Origin of the sequence: Hydrogenophaga pseudoflava (assembly GCF_031020795.1) — a bacterium.
Lineage (GTDB): Bacteria > Pseudomonadota > Gammaproteobacteria > Burkholderiales > Burkholderiaceae_C > Hydrogenophaga > Hydrogenophaga pseudoflava_A.
Genome location: NZ_JAVHJP010000003.1, coordinates 117,781 through 132,701, shown reverse-complemented (window position 1 = coordinate 132,701; position 14,921 = coordinate 117,781). Strand labels below are relative to the sequence as shown.

General features: G+C 71.1%; 14 protein-coding genes and 1 riboswitch. Of the genes, 1 reads left to right on the top strand and 13 read right to left on the bottom strand.

Features of this window, described 5'->3' with window-relative positions:
- Window positions 1-3: 3 nt before the first annotated feature.
- The 11 genes from bioF to RCO38_RS10120 form a co-directional block, all read right to left on the bottom strand.
- Window positions 4-1,230, bottom strand: coding sequence for an 8-amino-7-oxononanoate synthase (bioF, locus tag RCO38_RS10170; RefSeq protein ID WP_308328199.1), 1,227 nt, complete (start codon window positions 1,228-1,230; stop codon window positions 4-6).
- Window positions 1,227-1,886, bottom strand: coding sequence for a dethiobiotin synthase (bioD, locus tag RCO38_RS10165; RefSeq protein ID WP_308328198.1), 660 nt, complete (start codon window positions 1,884-1,886; stop codon window positions 1,227-1,229). The genes bioF and bioD overlap by 4 nt, the downstream gene beginning before the upstream one ends.
- Window positions 1,883-3,181 carry an adenosylmethionine--8-amino-7-oxononanoate transaminase gene (locus RCO38_RS10160; RefSeq protein WP_308328197.1) on the bottom strand — a complete coding sequence of 433 codons (1,299 nt, stop codon included), beginning with the start codon at window positions 3,179-3,181 and terminating at the stop codon, window positions 1,883-1,885. The genes bioD and RCO38_RS10160 overlap by 4 nt, the downstream gene beginning before the upstream one ends.
- Window positions 3,178-3,570: an aspartate 1-decarboxylase gene (gene panD / locus RCO38_RS10155; RefSeq protein WP_308328196.1), complete on the bottom strand. Its 393-nt coding sequence runs from the start codon at window positions 3,568-3,570 to the stop codon at window positions 3,178-3,180. Before panD ends, RCO38_RS10160 begins: the two co-directional genes overlap by 4 nt.
- A gap of 29 nt (window positions 3,571-3,599) precedes the next feature.
- Window positions 3,600-3,797, bottom strand: coding sequence for a sulfur carrier protein ThiS (gene thiS, locus RCO38_RS10150; protein ID WP_308328195.1), 198 nt, complete (start codon window positions 3,795-3,797; stop codon window positions 3,600-3,602).
- Window positions 3,791-4,933: an FAD-dependent oxidoreductase gene (locus RCO38_RS10145; RefSeq protein WP_308328194.1), complete on the bottom strand. Its 1,143-nt coding sequence runs from the start codon at window positions 4,931-4,933 to the stop codon at window positions 3,791-3,793. Before RCO38_RS10145 ends, thiS begins: the two co-directional genes overlap by 7 nt.
- 3 nt (window positions 4,934-4,936) lie before the next feature.
- Complete coding sequence (gene thiC / locus RCO38_RS10140) at window positions 4,937-6,907, bottom strand: phosphomethylpyrimidine synthase ThiC (protein WP_308328193.1); 1,971 nt, start codon at window positions 6,905-6,907, stop codon at window positions 4,937-4,939.
- A 101-nt stretch (window positions 6,908-7,008) separates the two neighbouring features.
- Window positions 7,009-7,124: riboswitch (TPP riboswitch) on the bottom strand.
- 46 nt (window positions 7,125-7,170) lie between these two features.
- A complete protein-coding gene (locus tag RCO38_RS10135) occupies window positions 7,171-9,771 on the bottom strand; it encodes a cation-translocating P-type ATPase (RefSeq protein ID WP_308328192.1) in 2,601 nt (866 codons plus the stop codon).
- A 26-nt stretch (window positions 9,772-9,797) separates the two neighbouring features.
- Entirely contained in the window at window positions 9,798-10,700 is a 903-nt protein-coding gene (locus RCO38_RS10130; protein ID WP_308328191.1) for an alpha/beta hydrolase family protein, read from the bottom strand.
- Window positions 10,697-11,155 (bottom strand): MarR family winged helix-turn-helix transcriptional regulator, encoded by a 459-nt coding sequence (locus RCO38_RS10125; RefSeq protein ID WP_308328190.1) that lies wholly within the window; start codon window positions 11,153-11,155, stop codon window positions 10,697-10,699. Before RCO38_RS10125 ends, RCO38_RS10130 begins: the two co-directional genes overlap by 4 nt.
- A gap of 81 nt (window positions 11,156-11,236) precedes the next feature.
- Window positions 11,237-12,142, bottom strand: coding sequence for a LysR family transcriptional regulator (locus tag RCO38_RS10120; protein WP_308328189.1), 906 nt, complete (start codon window positions 12,140-12,142; stop codon window positions 11,237-11,239).
- A gap of 119 nt (window positions 12,143-12,261) precedes the next feature.
- On the opposite strand from RCO38_RS10120, the gene RCO38_RS10115 reads away from it, so the two are divergent.
- On the top strand, window positions 12,262-13,023 hold the full coding sequence (locus RCO38_RS10115) for an SDR family NAD(P)-dependent oxidoreductase (protein WP_308328188.1): 762 nt from the start codon (window positions 12,262-12,264) through the stop codon (window positions 13,021-13,023).
- 20 nt (window positions 13,024-13,043) lie between these two features.
- On the opposite strand, the gene RCO38_RS10110 is transcribed toward RCO38_RS10115, so the two are convergent.
- Together RCO38_RS10110 and RCO38_RS10105 are read right to left on the bottom strand one after the other, a co-directional pair.
- Window positions 13,044-14,213: an ATP-binding protein gene (locus RCO38_RS10110; protein WP_308328187.1), complete on the bottom strand. Its 1,170-nt coding sequence runs from the start codon at window positions 14,211-14,213 to the stop codon at window positions 13,044-13,046.
- Window positions 14,214-14,302: 89 nt separating this feature from the next.
- Window positions 14,303-14,893 carry a TetR/AcrR family transcriptional regulator gene (locus tag RCO38_RS10105; protein ID WP_308328186.1) on the bottom strand — a complete coding sequence of 197 codons (591 nt, stop codon included), beginning with the start codon at window positions 14,891-14,893 and terminating at the stop codon, window positions 14,303-14,305.
- Between the last annotated feature and the right edge of the window lie 28 nt (window positions 14,894-14,921).

Below are 14,921 nucleotides of genomic sequence, written 5' to 3'. Positions count from 1 at the left end.
GGTTCAGGCTCCAGGGGGTTGAGCAGTGTCCGGGGCGAGCCGGTCCAGCGCCTGGACCAGCCGGTCGATGTGGGCCTCGGTGTGGGCGGCCGAGAGCGCGATGCGCAGCCGCGCCGTGCCCTCGGGCACGGTGGGCGGGCGGATGGCGGGCACCCAGATCCCTTGCCCGCGCAGGCCTTCCATGACGGCCAGGGCCTCGGCGTTGCCGCCGATCAGCAGCGGCTGGATGGGGGTGTCCGAGTGGCCGAGTCGCCAGCCGCTGCGCGCCAGCACCGGTTGCAGGCCCTGGCGCAGCCGCGCGATCAGGCGCTGCAGCTGCGCGCGGCGTCCGTCGCACTGTTCGATCAGGCGCAGGCTGCTGCGCAGCGCACAGGCCAGCAGGGCCGGCGCGGCGGTGGCGAAGATGTAGCTGCGGGTTTTCTGCAGCAGCCACTCCACCAGGTCGTCGGGCCCGGCCACGAAGGCACCGGCCACGCCCGCGGCCTTGCCCAGCGTGGCCATGTAGAGCACGCGGCGCGACGCACAGGCACCATTCAGACCCACGGCGGCAAGGCTGCCGCGCCCCTGCGGGCCGCAGACGCCGAACCCGTGCGCGTCGTCCAGCAGCAGCAGCGCATCGTGCCGTTCGCACAGCGCCAGCAGCGCGGGGATGTCGGCCACGTCGCCGTCCATGCTGAACACCGCATCGCTGATGACCAGTTTCCGCCGCGCCGGGCTGGCGGCGAGCTGCTGTGCGAGGTCCGCCAGATCGGCGTGGGTGAAGCGGTGGATGCGGGCGCGCGAAAGGCGCGCGCCGTCGATCAGGCAGGCGTGGTTGAGCGCGTCGGAAAAGATCGCGTCGCCGTCGCCCACCAGGGCCGGCACGATGCCGATGTTGGTGGCGTAGCCGGCGTAGAAGTACAGCGCGCGCGGCAGGCCCACGAAGGCCGCCAGCTCCTCCTCCAGCGCCTCGTTGGCGGTGCTGTGGCCGCTGACCAGGGGCGAGGCACCGGCGCCGACACCGAAGCGGCGCGCGCCTTCGCAGGCGGCCTCCGCCATCTCGGGGTGGCTGGCCAGGCCCAGGTAGTCGTTGCTGCAGAAGGCCAGCATGTCGCGACCGTCCACGCGCAGCAGGGCTCCCCCGGCGGGTTCGACCGCGCGGCGGCGCCGGCGCAGGTGGGCGGCGTCCAGGGCGCCGATGCGGGCGGGGATTTCGTCGAGCCAGGAGTCGGTGGGTGGTCTGTTCGTCATGGCAGCTCGATGGGCACCGCTCGGAAGTCGGGCTTGGTGCTGTGGGGAATGTCGGCCAGCAGCGGCGCGCCCAGGCGCTGGCGCAGGAAGGCGATGTTGTCGTCGGCCGCGGCCATGGCGGGGTCGATGCGGTTGGCCACCCAGCCCGCCAGCGTGAGGCCGCGCGCACGGATGGCTTCGGCGCTCAGCAGCGCGTGGTTCAGGCAACCCAGGCGCAGCCCCACCACCAGCAGCACCGGCAGGCACAGGGCCCGCGCCAAATCGGCGCCGGTGTGCTCGGGCGAGAGCGGCACCAGGAAGCCACCCGCGCCCTCGACCACCATGGCGTCGGCGTGCTGCGCCAGTGTGCGCTGGCAGGCCACCAGATGGGCGATGTCGATGGTGGTGCCCGCGCGCTCGGCGGCGATGTGGGGCGAGAGCGGGTCGGGCAGGCGCACCGGGTTGTCCAGCGCGGGCGGCACCCGCACGGTGGAGGCCGCGCGCAGGGCGATCGCGTCCTCGCTGTCCCAGCCGTCTGGCGTCTCGATCAGGCCGGCGGCCACCGGCTTCATGCCCACCACGCGCGGGTGGCGCCGCGCCAGCGCGTGCAGCAGCGCGCAGGACACGAAGGTCTTGCCCACGCCGGTGTCGGTGCCGGTGACGAAGAAGGCGGTCATGGGGCTTCTTCCGAAAGCGTGGCCTCCAGCGCGGCCAGCGCGCCGTGGGCCAGGTGCTGCATCGCCTCGTCGTCCAGCACATAGGGCGGCATGAAGTACAGCGTCTTGCCGATGGGCCGCAGCACCAGGCCGCGCGCCAGCGCATGGCCCTGGTAGCGGCGCGCGAAGTCGGGCAGCGGGGTCTCGATGTCCCAGGCCCAGATCATTCCCTGGCGCCGCGCGTGCCGCACCCGCGGGTGCGCGGTCAGCGGCGCCAGCAGCGTGTCCAGCGCCTGCGCGGTGACGCGGTTGCGGGCCAGCGCGTCTTCCTGCCGGAACAGGTCCAGCGTGGTCAGTGCGGCCCGGCAGGCCAGCGGGTTGCCGGTGTAGGAGTGCGAGTGCAGGAAGCCGCGCGCCACGTCGTCGTCGTAGAAGGCCGCGTACACCGCGTCGGTGGTCAGCACCGCCGACAGCGGCAGCGTGCCGCCAGTCAGGCCTTTCGAAAGGCACAGGAAGTCGGGCCGGATGCCGGCCTGCTCGTGCGCGAACAGGGTGCCGGTGCGGCCGAAGCCGGTGGCGATCTCGTCCACCACCAGGTGCACGCCGTGGCGGTCGCACAGCGCGCGCGCCTGGCGCAGGTAAGCCGGATCGTGCATGGCCATGCCGGCGGCGCACTGCACCAGCGGCTCCACGATCAGTGCGGCCGTGGTCTCGTGGTGTTGCGCCAGCCAGTCGGCCAGCGCCGCCGCAGCGGCGTCGGCTCCGATGCCGCGCCGGTCGGGGCTGGGCACGGTGTCGGCCAGCCGCACCAGCGGCGCGTAGGCCTCGCGGAAGAGGGCGATGTCGGTCACGGCCAGCGCACCCACGGTCTCGCCGTGGTAACCCCCGGCCAGGCCGACGAAGCGGCTCTTGGCCGGGCGGCCACTGTTGCGCCAGAAATGCGCGCTCATCTTGAGCGCGATCTCGGTGGCCGAGGCGCCGTCGCTGGCGTAGAAGGCGTGGCCCAGGCCGGTCAGCGCCGCCAGCCGCTCCGACAGTTCCACCACCGGCGCGTGGGTGAAGCCGGCGAGCATCACGTGGTCCAGCGTGGCCATCTGGTCGGCCAGCGCGGCGCGCATGGCGGGGTGGCTGTGGCCGAACAGGTTGACCCACCAGGAGCTCACGGCGTCGAGGTAGCGGGTGCCGTCGCTGCCATACAGCCATGGGCCTTCGGCGCGTGCGATGGCCACCGGCGGCAAGGCCTCGTGGCGCTTCATCTGCGTGCAGGGGTGCCACACGCTGCGCAGGCTGCGCTGCGCCAGGTCGGCGGTGTTCACTTCACCTGTTCCTGTGTTTGCACCGGCACGTGGTCGCGCGAACCGTTGGCGCGGTTGTGCTCGTCGACGAACACCAGCTTGGGCTTGTGTGTGGCCACCTGGTCCTCATGCACCTGCGCGAAGGCCGCGATGATGATCAGGTCTCCGGCCGATGCGCGGCGCGCGGCCGAGCCGTTGACCGAAATCATGCCGCTGCCGCGCTCGCCCTTGATGGCGTAGGTGACGAAGCGCTCGCCGTTGTTGATGTTCCAGACGTGGATCTGTTCGTTCTCGGCGATGTCCGAGGCGTCCAGCAGGTCTTCGTCGATGGCGCAGGAGCCTTCGTAGTGCAGCTCGCACTGGGTCACGGCGACGCGGTGGATTTTGGACTTGAGCAGGGTGCGGAACATGGTGGGGTCTCCGGTTTCGGTGAGTGGGGTCAGCCGCCGACGATGGCCTGGAAGGTCAGCACAGTGTCGTTGGGCTGCAGGACGGTGGTGGCGCGCAGCGCACGCGGCACGAAGGCGCCGTTGACGGCGGTCGCGATGGTATCGGCCTCCAGGCCCTGCTCATCCAGCAGCTGGGCCAGTGTCAGCCCCTCGGGGCAGGGAAGATCGGTTCCGTTGAACGTCAGCATGTTGTGACGGGGGAGAAGCATTGCTGCAAGGCGTCTTCGACCAGTGCCGGCGCGAGCAGCCAGCCATGGCGGTACAGGCCGTTGATGCGCAGCAGGCCGTCCTGATGTTCGATGCGCGGCTCGTTGTCGGGCAGGGCGGGGCGCAGGTTGGTTTCCAGGTGCACGATGCGCGCCTCGGCCAGCTCGGGCAGCACGCTCTGGGCGGCGGCCATCAGCTCCACCGCGCTGCGCAGGCTCACGGGTGAGCGGTCTTCGCTCTCGATCTCGCTGGCGCCGATGACGATGTGGTCGCCCGGGCGCGGCACGATGTAGACGCGGTGGCGCGGGTGCAGCAGGCGCACCGGCCGCTGCAGCGGCACGCCGGGCGCCTGCAGCCAGACCACCTCGCCGCGCACGCCACGCACCGGCAACTCGGGCCGCGCGCCGGTGCCGCGCACGTCGATGGCGAGGTCGAAGCGCTCTTCGCCGCCATCGTCCAGCACGATGCGTCCCGGCTGCACCGACGCCACCGTGTGCTGCCAGCGCCAGCGCACGCCGCACGCGGCCGCACACAGCGCGGGCAGCACCTGCAGCGGCAGGATCTGGCCCTCGCCCGGCAGCAGCCAGGCGTGCAGGCGCGGGTCGATGGCGGGCTCCAGCGTGGACAGGGCGGCGCGGTCCAGCCGCTGCGGGGTCTGCACCACGCCGGCCAGGTCGGGCGCCTGGGCCAGCCGCGCCAGCACGCGCTGGGCCGCGCCCAGGTCGCTGCCGTGCGCCACCAGCAGGCTACCCAGGGTGCGCAGCTGCAGCGCCGGTTGTTCAGGCTGGCCGAGGGTGGTCGCACAGCCGGTGCAACTGCCGCAGGCGGCGGGCAGGGCGCCCGTGTGCGACGAGCCTGCGCGCGCCAGCGCATCGGTGATCTCGCGCCACAGCACCATCGAGCGCCAGCCCAGCGCCGCGATGGCCGGGCCGCTGTTGTCCAGCTCGGCCAGCGGGCTGAGCATGCCCGCCGCGGTGAAGGCCGCCGGACCCTGGCCGTCGCTGCGGGCCTGGGGGCCGTCGGCCGGGTCGAATACCGTCACCTCGTGCGTGCCCGCCAGCCGCCAGGCCAGCAGCCGGCCGAGCAGACCGGCCCCCGCGATCCCGATGCGCGCCATGGCTCAGCCCTCCGAGTCCGTGGCCCCCCACCCAGGCTGCGCCTGGCCCCCCGAGGGGGTGCCGTCGTCCTTGGGGCGGCCCGGCGAACGACTGGTCAGTGTGTCCACCGGCACGTAGAACTCGCCGCCCACCGCCTTGAACTCTTCGCTCTTGCGCGCCATGCCGTCGGCCAGGGCCTGCTCTTCGCTCAGGCCTTTCGCGGCGGCGTAGTCGCGCACGTCCTGCGTGATCTTCATGCTGCAGAACTTTGGGCCGCACATGGAGCAGAAGTGCGCTTCCTTGGACGAGTCCTTGGGCAGGGTTTCGTCGTGGTAGGCCTCGGCGGTCTGCGGGTCCAGGCCGAGGGCGAACTGGTCGCGCCAGCGGAACTCGAAGCGCGCCTTGCTCATCGCGTCGTCGCGCGCGCGCTGCCCCGGGTGGCCCTTGGCCACGTCGGCCGCGTGGGCCGCGATCTTGTAGGCAATGATGCCCTGCTTGACGTCGTCGCGGTCGGGCAGGCCAAGGTGTTCCTTGGGCGTGACGTAACACAGCATGGCCGTGCCCATCCAGCCGATCATGGCCGCGCCGATGGCGCTCGCGATGTGGTCGTAGCCCGGCGCGATGTCGATGGTCAGCGGGCCCAGGGTGTAGAACGGCGCCTCGTGGCAGTGCTTGATCTGCTCGTCCATGTTGGCCTGGATCATGTGCATGGGCACATGGCCAGGGCCTTCGATCATGGTCTGCACATCGTGCTTCCAGGCGATCTGCGTCAGCTCGCCCAGCGTGCGCAGCTCGGCGAACTGCGCCTCGTCGTTGGCGTCCGCGCCCGAGCCCGGACGCAGGCCGTCGCCCAGCGAGAAGGTCACGTCGTAGGCCTTCATGATTTCGCAGATCTCTTCGAAATGCGTGTACAGGAAGTTTTCCTTGTGGTGCGTGATGCACCACTTGGCCAGGATGGAGCCGCCGCGCGAGACGATGCCGGTGCGGCGCTTGGTGGTCAGGTGGATGAAGGGCAGGCGCACGCCGGCGTGGATGGTGAAGTAGTCGATGCCCTGTTCGGCCTGCTCGATCAGCGTGTCGCGGAAGATGTCCCAGCTCAGGTCCTCGGCCACACCGCCCACCTTCTCCAGCGCCTGGTAGATCGGCACCGTGCCGATGGGCACCGGCGAGTTGCGCACGATCCAGTCGCGCGTGGTGTGGATGTTCTTGCCGGTCGAGAGGTCCATCACCGTGTCGCCGCCCCAGCGGATCGACCACACCAGCTTCTCCACCTCTTCCTCGATCGACGAGGTGACGGCCGAGTTGCCGATGTTGGCGTTGATCTTCACCAGGAAGTTGCGACCGATGATCATCGGTTCCACCTCGGGGTGGTTGATGTTGGCCGGGATCACCGCGCGGCCGCGCGCCACCTCGTCGCGCACGAACTCGGGCGTGATCACGTCGGGGATGCGCGCGCCCATGCCGTTGCCCTTCAGGCGCGCCTCGCGCTCGGCGTCGCCCAGGTATTCCTTCATCCACTCGCGCTTGCCGTTTTCGCGGATCGCGATGTATTCCATCTCGGGCGTGACGATGCCCTTTCGTGCGTAGTGCATCTGCGTGACGTTCTGTCCCGCCTTCGCGCGCAGCGGCTGGCGCTGCAGACCCGCGGCTTCGGCACGCAGGGCCTCGATGCGCGCATCGGCCACCTCGCCGTGTTTGCCGCCATCGTCCAGCGCCACGCGGGCGCGGCCTTCGTAGGCTTCGGTGTCGCCGCGCGCGGCCACCCATTCGCTGCGCACCGGCTTGAGGCCCTGGCGGATGTTGATGCCGGCGGCCGGGTCGGTGTACGGGCCGGAGGTGTCGTAGACCGTGACGGTCTCTCCGTTGGTCAGCGCGATCTCGCGCATCGGCACCTGCACGCCGGGCATCGCGCCGGACACATGGACCTTGCGGGATTGCGGGAAAGGCTCGCGCGTGAGCGTGAGCAGCTGCTGGAGCTTGTCGGGGGCGTTCATCGGGCGGTCTCCTGATTGAAAAAGCTGTTGCGAAAACGAACAGCTCCGGAGGACCGCCCGGAGGGACCAGGGGTGTGGACGGATGCGCCCCCACCACGGGTCCTTCAAGGCAACGCTCTTCTTTCGCCGGTACTAGCCGGATCAAGTTCACGGGTTCGGTGTGTCACACCATCTCAGCGCCGGGCCTTGGCAGGCCCGTGCACCCCGGAGCAGGCGCGCAGTGTAGCGTGCTTCTTCGCGCGGCGCTAAATACCCCCGTCCGGTCAGCGGTGTACCCGCCGCCCGCGCCTCACCCGTTTGAGGGCCTCGAACCAGAGCACGCTCAGCAGGCCGAGCCCGCAGGCCGCCGCGAGTTCGCTCCGGGCCAGCGGCGCAAAGCGCAGCATCTCCACGGCCCAGGGCACATGCAGCGCCGCCAGCAGCAGCGCCAGGGCCAGCCCCACCACCACCCAGAGCGCGCGGTTGGGCCTGCGCAGCGTGACCCAGAACGGCTCGGTGGCCGAGCGGTTGGACAGGATCAGCGCCAGGTTGCCCACCACCAGCGTCGCGAAGGCCAGGGCGCGCGCCTCGGCTTCGGGCAGGCGGGGCGCGGCCCAGGCGAAGGCGCCCAGCACTGCGACCAGCACGCCCAGACCCTGCAGCAGGGCCAGCCACAGGGTGGCGCCGCCGAACAGTGGCGTGTGGACCTCGCGTGGCGGGCGCTGCATCAGGTCGCTTTCGGCCGGTTCGTTTTCGAAGGCGATCGAGCAGGCCGGGTCGATGATGAGTTCGAGCAGCGCGATGTGCATCGGGAACAGCAGGGCGGGCCATCCGAACAGCACCGGCAGCAGCGCCATGCCGGCAATCGGCACGTGCACCGCGAGGATGTAGGACATGGCCTTGCGCAGGTTGTCGAAGATGCGCCGCCCCAGGCGCACCGCGCGCACGATGGCCGCGAAGTCGTCGTCCACCAGCACCAGCGAGGCCGCCTCGCGCGCCACGTCGGTGCCGCGCAAGCCCATGGCCACGCCCACGTGTGCGGCACGCAGGGCGGGCGCGTCGTTCACGCCGTCGCCGGTCATGGCCACGATGTCGCCGCGCGCCTTGAGCGCCTGCACGATGCGCAGCTTCTGTTCCGGCGCGATGCGTGCGCACACGCTGACGTGCGTCATCCGTTCCTGCAACGCGGCATCGCCGAGCGATGCCATCTCGTCGCCCGAGAGCACGTCGTTCGCAGTGAGCGATGTGGCCAGTCCCGCCTGCCGCGCGATGGTCAGCGCGGTGGTGGGGTAATCGCCGGTGATCATGACCACGCGGATGCCTGCCGTACGGCACTCGGCAATCGCCGCCGGCACTTGCGGGCGCACGGGGTCGGCCAGACCCAGCAGGCCGACGAAGCTGAAGTCGAAATCGTGTTCGTTGGCGGGCCAGACCTCGCCCTCGAACCGGCCGCTGGCCACGGCCAGCACGCGCAGGCCCTGTGCGGCCAGCCCGTCCACCACCGCCGCGATGTGCGCCCGCTGGGTCGCATCGAGATGGCACAGGTCCATCACCGCTTCGGGGGCGCCCTTGGCGGCCACCGTCTGCGCGCCGCCGCTCGACGCCGCCCACACGTGCGACATGGCGCGCAGCGCCGGGCTCAGCGCGTAGGTCTGCACCAGCCGCCAGTCGTGGTGCAGGTGTTCGGTGTCAGCGAGGAAGCGCGCGCCCAGCTGGTGGAAGGCCTTCTCCATCGGGTCGAACGGCTCCACCACGCTGGCCAGGATCGAATACTCCACCAGCGTGTGGAAGGCCTCGGGCAGCGGCGCACTGCCCAGCGTGTCCAGCGCCAGGCGGTCGGGCAGCGCAGCGCCGCCTGCGGCCAGGTGGGTCACCGTCATGCGGTTGGCGGTCAGCGTGCCGGTCTTGTCGCTGCACAGCACCGTGGTGGCGCCCAGGGTCTCGATGGCGTTGATGCGCCGCGTGAGCACGCCTTCGCGCGACAGGCGGCGTGCGCCCAGCGCGGGGAACACGGTCATCACCACCGGGTATTCCTCGGGCAGCATGGCCATGGCCAGCGCGATGCCGGCCAGCGTGGCCTGCAGCCAGTCGCCGCGCGCCAGCCCGTGCACCAGCACCAGCGCCAGGCTGAGCAGCAGCGCCAGCAGGGCCAGCCTGCGCACCAGCGCGGTGGTCTGCCGCTGCAGCGGGGAGCGTTCGTTGTCCAGCGTGCCCAGCGCCAGGCCGATGCGGCCGATCTCGCTGCGCGCCCCCGTGGCCGTGACCCGGGCCAGCGCCTGCCCGCGCACGATCAGCGTGCCGGCGTACACCGTGGGCAGGTCGTCGCCGCCGGGTGCGGCCGCAGGAAGTTCGTCGGGCAGGGCGGCCCGCTTGGCCACCGGAACCGGCTCGCCCGTCAGCAGCGACTCGTCGGCCTGCACGCCATCGGCCGACAGCAGCAGGGCATCGGCCGGCACGCGGTCGCCCTCGCTCAGCTGCAGCAGGTCGCCGCGCACCACGTCGCAGCCGGCGATGCGCTGCACCACGCCGTCGCGCACCACCAGCGCACGGGGGCTGGTCAGGTCGCGCAGCGCCTCGATGGCACGCTCGGTCTTGCCCTCCTGGTACAGCGTCAGCCCCAGCGTGACGAGCACGAAGCCGAACAGCGTCAGCCCTTCCTGCAGGTCTCCGAAGGCCAGGTAGAGCGTGCCCGCGGCCAGCAGCAGCGCGAACATGGGCTCCTTCGCCGTGTCCCGCGCGATGGACAGCAGGCTGCGGCGCTGGCCGCCGGGCAGGGCGTTGGGGCCGTCCTCGGCCAGCCGCCGGGCGGCCGTGGCCGAGGAGAGGCCCTGGGCCGAACCGGCCGGTGTGTCCCGATCGGCGGGGTGGCTGGTCGGTGCGGGCATGCCCGAGCGTAGCGCAGCGGGCGTGTTCAGTGTCCCGGCGCAGACCGCACGGCTTCGCCCCGCACCGCCCGCGCCATCAGCGGCCACACGCTCTGGTGCGACTGCCGGAACCAGTCGAGGTGGCCGAGGTGGCGCAGGCCGAGGTCGCGCGGCTTGAGGCAGTGGGCCTGGCGCGGCGCGGCGGGCAGGGTGCGCAGCAGGTCGGCCACGGTGGCCGGGTTGGCGATGTCGTCGTCTTCGGCGTGCAGCACGGTCACAGGCGTGCGCACCTGGGCGTGGAAGTCGCGCTCGGGCTGGTGGCGCACGGCGTTGGTGGCGTAGCCGCCGCGCGCGCACCAGCGCGACCACTGCAGCGCCACGCCGGCCGGCAGGTTCTCGCCCAGGCCGAGCAGGGCGGTGGTGCCGTAGCCGGTGAGGCGGGTGCCCAGCGGCAGCACCAGCCGCATGCCGAAGTTGGCCTTCAGGCGGAAGCCGGGCCGCATGGCCTTGAACCAGCCGGTGGAGGCCGAGATGCCCACCAGCCGCGCCACACGGTGGTGGTTGGGCAGCAGGCCGATCATCTGCCCGCCCGCGCTGTGGCCGACGATGACGGCCTGCGCCGCGCCGGTGCGCGCGAGCAGCCAGTCCAGCGCCGCGACCTGGTCCTGCTGGCCCCAGTCGGCCAGGGTGGCGCGGCAGTCCTTGAGGCGCCCCTGCAGCGACAGGCCGATGCCCCGGTAGTCGAACACCAGCACGTCATGGCCTTGCGCGGCCAGCCAGCGCGCAAAGCGCAGGTAGAAGTGCTGCCGCACGCCGGTGGCCGGCGAGATGAGCACCGGCAGGCCGCCCGGTGCGCCGCCGCTGCGGGCGATGAAGTGGCCGCGCAGTCGCTGGCCGTCGGCGCAGGTGATGGACACGGTTTCGTCGGTGGGCTGGTGCGGAATGTTCATGGTTCGTCGGACTCCTGGGTGGTCTGCTGCACGTGTTGCAGCCAGCGGGCCACGGTGGCCAACTCGTCGGGGGTGAAACCGTTGGTCAGCCGGCGGTTGATGCGCTGCACGGCCGAGCGCAGCAGCGGCAGCTGTTCGCGCCCGGCGGGCAGCAGCCACACGCGCTGGGTGCGCGCGTCCTGCGGGCAGGCGGCGCGCCGCACCCAGCCCAGCGCCTCGGTGCGTTGCACCAGGCCCGTGGTGGCCGAGGGCGCGAGGTCCAGCTCCTGCGAGACCTCGCCCATGGTGCGACCGTCGCCGTTCTGCAGCACGAACAGCAGGCCGCCCTGCGCGGGCGACGGGGCGTGCTCGCTCTCGTGGGCCAGGCGCAGCTGCTCGGCGGCCACGAGCTGCTGCAGGCGGCGCTGGGCCGCGTTGAGCAGAAAGATGAGGCGGGGTGGTCGGACGGGTGGCATGCGGTGTCTGATTTGTTTCGCATGCGAAATATATCCGCCGCATGGCGCCGGCACCAGTGCGGGCTGTCGCCGCCGTGTCGGTCAGGCCTGCAACCGGGGGGTGATGAGCGCCGCCAGCCAGTGCATGAACACCTGCACACGCTGCGGCAGGTGGCGGCGGTGGGCATAGACCACGGAGACCGGCAGGGGGGCGGCGCGCCATTTCGGCAGCACCTCCACCAGCCGCCCGGCCTGCAGGTGGGCGCGCATGCCGGCCTCCGGCATCTGGACGATGCCCAGAGCGGCCAGGGCGGCGGCTTCGTAGGCGGCGGTGGTGTTGACGGTGAGCGCGCCGTCCATGGCCAGGGTGTGCACCGTGCCGTCGGTGTCCACGTATTCAAAGCCGTCGGTCCTGTTGCCCAGCGTGGGCACGTAGTGCACCAGGCGGTGCCGGCCCAGATCGGCCAGCGTGCGGGGTCTGCCGTGGGCCTGGAGGTAGGCGGGACTGGCCAGGTTGACCATGAGGTAGGCGCCCAGGGGCCGGGCGATCAGGCTGGAATCGGCCAGGTGGCCGACGCGCAGCACGCAGTCGAAGCCTTCGCGCACCAGGTCCACGCGGCGGTCCACCGACGAGAGCTCGATCTCCAGCGCCGGGTGCTCGGCCATGAAGCGCGGCAGCGCAGGGATGACGAGTTCCCGGGCCAGGGTCTGCGGCATGTCCACGCGCAGGCGCCCGCGCAGCGCGGCGGGTTCGGCCTGGAAGAGGCCGCGCAGCTCGTCGACGTCCGCCAGCAGGTCCAGCGCGCGTTCATAGACCACCTGCCCGTCCTGGGTGAGCTGCACGCGTCGCGTGGTCCGGTGCAGCAGGCGCGTGCCGAGTTCGGTCTCGGCCTCGCGCACGGCGGCGGACACGCTGGTGCGTGGCAGGCCCAGCTGTTCGGCGGCGGCGCTGAAGCTGGCCAGTTCGGCCACACGGGCAAAGATGCGCAGCGATTCGGTGAGGTGCATGGTGCCATCGATTGGTCTGAATTCCTGCACAGTCTAGCCAGATTAAAAGGGTTTATTCATTCAGGATCGATCAATAGACTGCGGGCCTGTTCCAACCCTGCCTTGAAAGGACCCTCCGCATGAACACCCGACCCATCGCCCTTGTCACCGGGGGCAGCCGAGGCCTCGGACGCAACGCCGCCCTGCAGATGGCGAGTCGTGGCTTTGACCTGATCGTCACCTACCGCCAGGGCGCGGCCGATGCCGGGACCCTGGTCGCCGAGCTGCAGGCGCGCGGGGCAACCGCGGTGGCCCTGCCGCTGGATCTGGGCGACAGCAGCGGCTTTGCCACATTCGCCGACGCGGTGCGCGCCGCGCTGCGGACCCACTGGCAACGTGAGACCTTTGACGCCCTGCTCAACAACGCTGGCAGCGGCGTGCACGCGTCGTTCGCCCAGACCACCGAGGCCCAGTTCGACGAGATGCTGCGCGTGCACCTCAAGGGCAGTTTCTTCCTCACCCAGGCGCTGCTACCGCTGATCGCCGACGGGGGCCGCATCCTCAACGTGTCCTCCGGGCTGGCGCGCTTCTCGCTGCCTGGCTACGCGGCCTACGCGGTCATGAAGGGCGGTGTCGAGGTGCTGACGCGCTACCTGGCGCTGGAACTGGGGCCACGCCGCATCACGGTCAACACCCTCGCGCCGGGCGCGATCGAGACCGACTTCGGCGGTGGCGCGGTGCGCGACAACGCGCAGCTCAACGCCATGATTGCGGGCCAGACCGCGCTCGGTCGCGTGGGCCGGCCGGACGACATCGGCCAGGTGATGGGCGCGCTCCTGTCGGGCGAGCTGGGCTGGGTCAATGGCCAGCGCATCGAAGCCTCGGGCGGCATCCACCTCTGAGGCACCGGTTCCGACCCGGTTCAGCGCGGATCCCGGGGCGGCGCCAGCAGCGCCTGTTTCTCCTGCCAGACCTTGCGCACGAAGGGGTCGGCAATCGTGTAGACGCCGTGGCTGGGCCGGATGATGAGCTGGGCGCCGACCATCTTGTCCACCACCTTCTGCACCTGCGAGGCGTCCACCGCGCTGCCGATGCGCTGGCTGTAGAAGGCCAGCGACTCGGCGCCGAACAGGCCCGAGACGCCTTGTTCGCCGCCTGCGGCGATGCGCTCGAACACCGCCTTGCCGAGTTCGCCCAGGTCGTCGAAGGCCTTGAGGTCGGCGTCGGCCGCGGCGCCGGCCAGGGTTGCGCAGATGATGTGCCAGGCGGTGTCCGCGTCGGTGCCTCGGGCCTGCTGCAGCTGGCGCAGGGCCTTGAGCAGTTCCTCCGGCCGGTGGCCCAGGGTCTGGAAGCCGTGCCACGCGGCGTCCAGGCTGGGCAGGACCAGGCCGGGCTGGGTGCCGATGCGCTCCAGCTGCCACTGCACGAAGTCCTTGCCGAGCACCTGGTAGGACGCCGAGAGCGCGCCCGCGAAGGGCTGCGAGCGCCGGGTCGTCATCTCGGCCAGCAGGGACTTGTGCGAACCGGTGCCGATGAAGAGGAAGCGGCCCGGCGTGCCCGGTTTTGCGTTGACGGCGTCGCGCGCCGCCTTGAGCGCGTGCAGCAGGGCCTGGCCTTCGTCGGTGCCCAGGGTCTGCTGCACCTCGTCGACGATGAGCACGACGTTGGCCCTGGTCTTCGCGACCAGCGCCTCGAAGGCCTGGGCGAGCGTGGTGCCGCCGGGCTCGCCGACCTTGTCCAGCTCGAAGCCGAAGCTGAGCCCGGCCGCGCCGACATTGAGCCCCTTGATGCGTTTGAGCAGGGACGAGCCTTTGGTCTGCAGCTGCTGCAGGGTCTGGCGCACCGCCTCGTGCACCAGGGCTGACGGGCTCTTGGCCGGATCGGCCCAGAGGTCCACATAGATCACCAGCGCGCCCCGGGCCTCCAGCGCAGGGATCAGATCCTGGCGCAGGAAGGTGGTCTTGCCCACCCGGCGGATGCCCGAAAGGAACACGCCCGACCGCGTGCTTTCGTCCAGCGGGCCGGGGTTGAGCAGTTGCCCGGCCATCTGGCCGGCGTAGCTTTCGCGGTGGAAGAGGCCGTCGCTGGTCATTTCCTGATGTTAGCTGATTTGGATAATTATCTGAACTGGATAAAACAGGATGAACGTAGAGGGCCGCACCCGGCGCTGCGGCCAGTGGCTCAGCGCGGTGTGTCGCTGAACGGACCCAGCCAGGCCCGCAGGTAGGGCAGCAGGCGGTCCTTCATGGGCTTGTGCTGGTGCAGGGCGCAGAAGTGCAGCGCCAGGGTCTGCACCACCAGGGCCTGCAGGCCTTCGACCAGCAGTTCCACCGGCACGTCCCGGCGGAAGTCGCCGGTGGCCAGCCAAGGGCCCCAGACCTGGCCCATGCGCTCGAAGGTGGTGGCGATGGGGCCGATCTCTTCCATCGCAGCCGCACCCGAACGGCGCAGGATCACGTCGAACACGTAACGCTCCAACGCCATCAGTTCCAGCAGTGGCATCAGGCGCCGTGCGAGCTGTTCGGCGTTGCGGGGCGGGGCGGCGGCGGCCATGCGGTCGAGCTGGGCGTTGATGCGCTCGCCGATGAGCAGGTCCATCAGCTCGTCCTTGTCGGTGAAGTGGGCGAAGAAGGTGCCCTTGGCGACTCCGGCGCGCTGCACCACCTCGTCGATGCGCAAGGCCTCGAAGCCTTTTTCGTTCACCAGGGCCTGGGCCACCTCGGTCAGGCGGGCCCGCGTTTCAAGGGTTCTCTGCTGGACGGCTTTGCGCATGGCAGGACTGTGCCGCAGGCGTTGACCG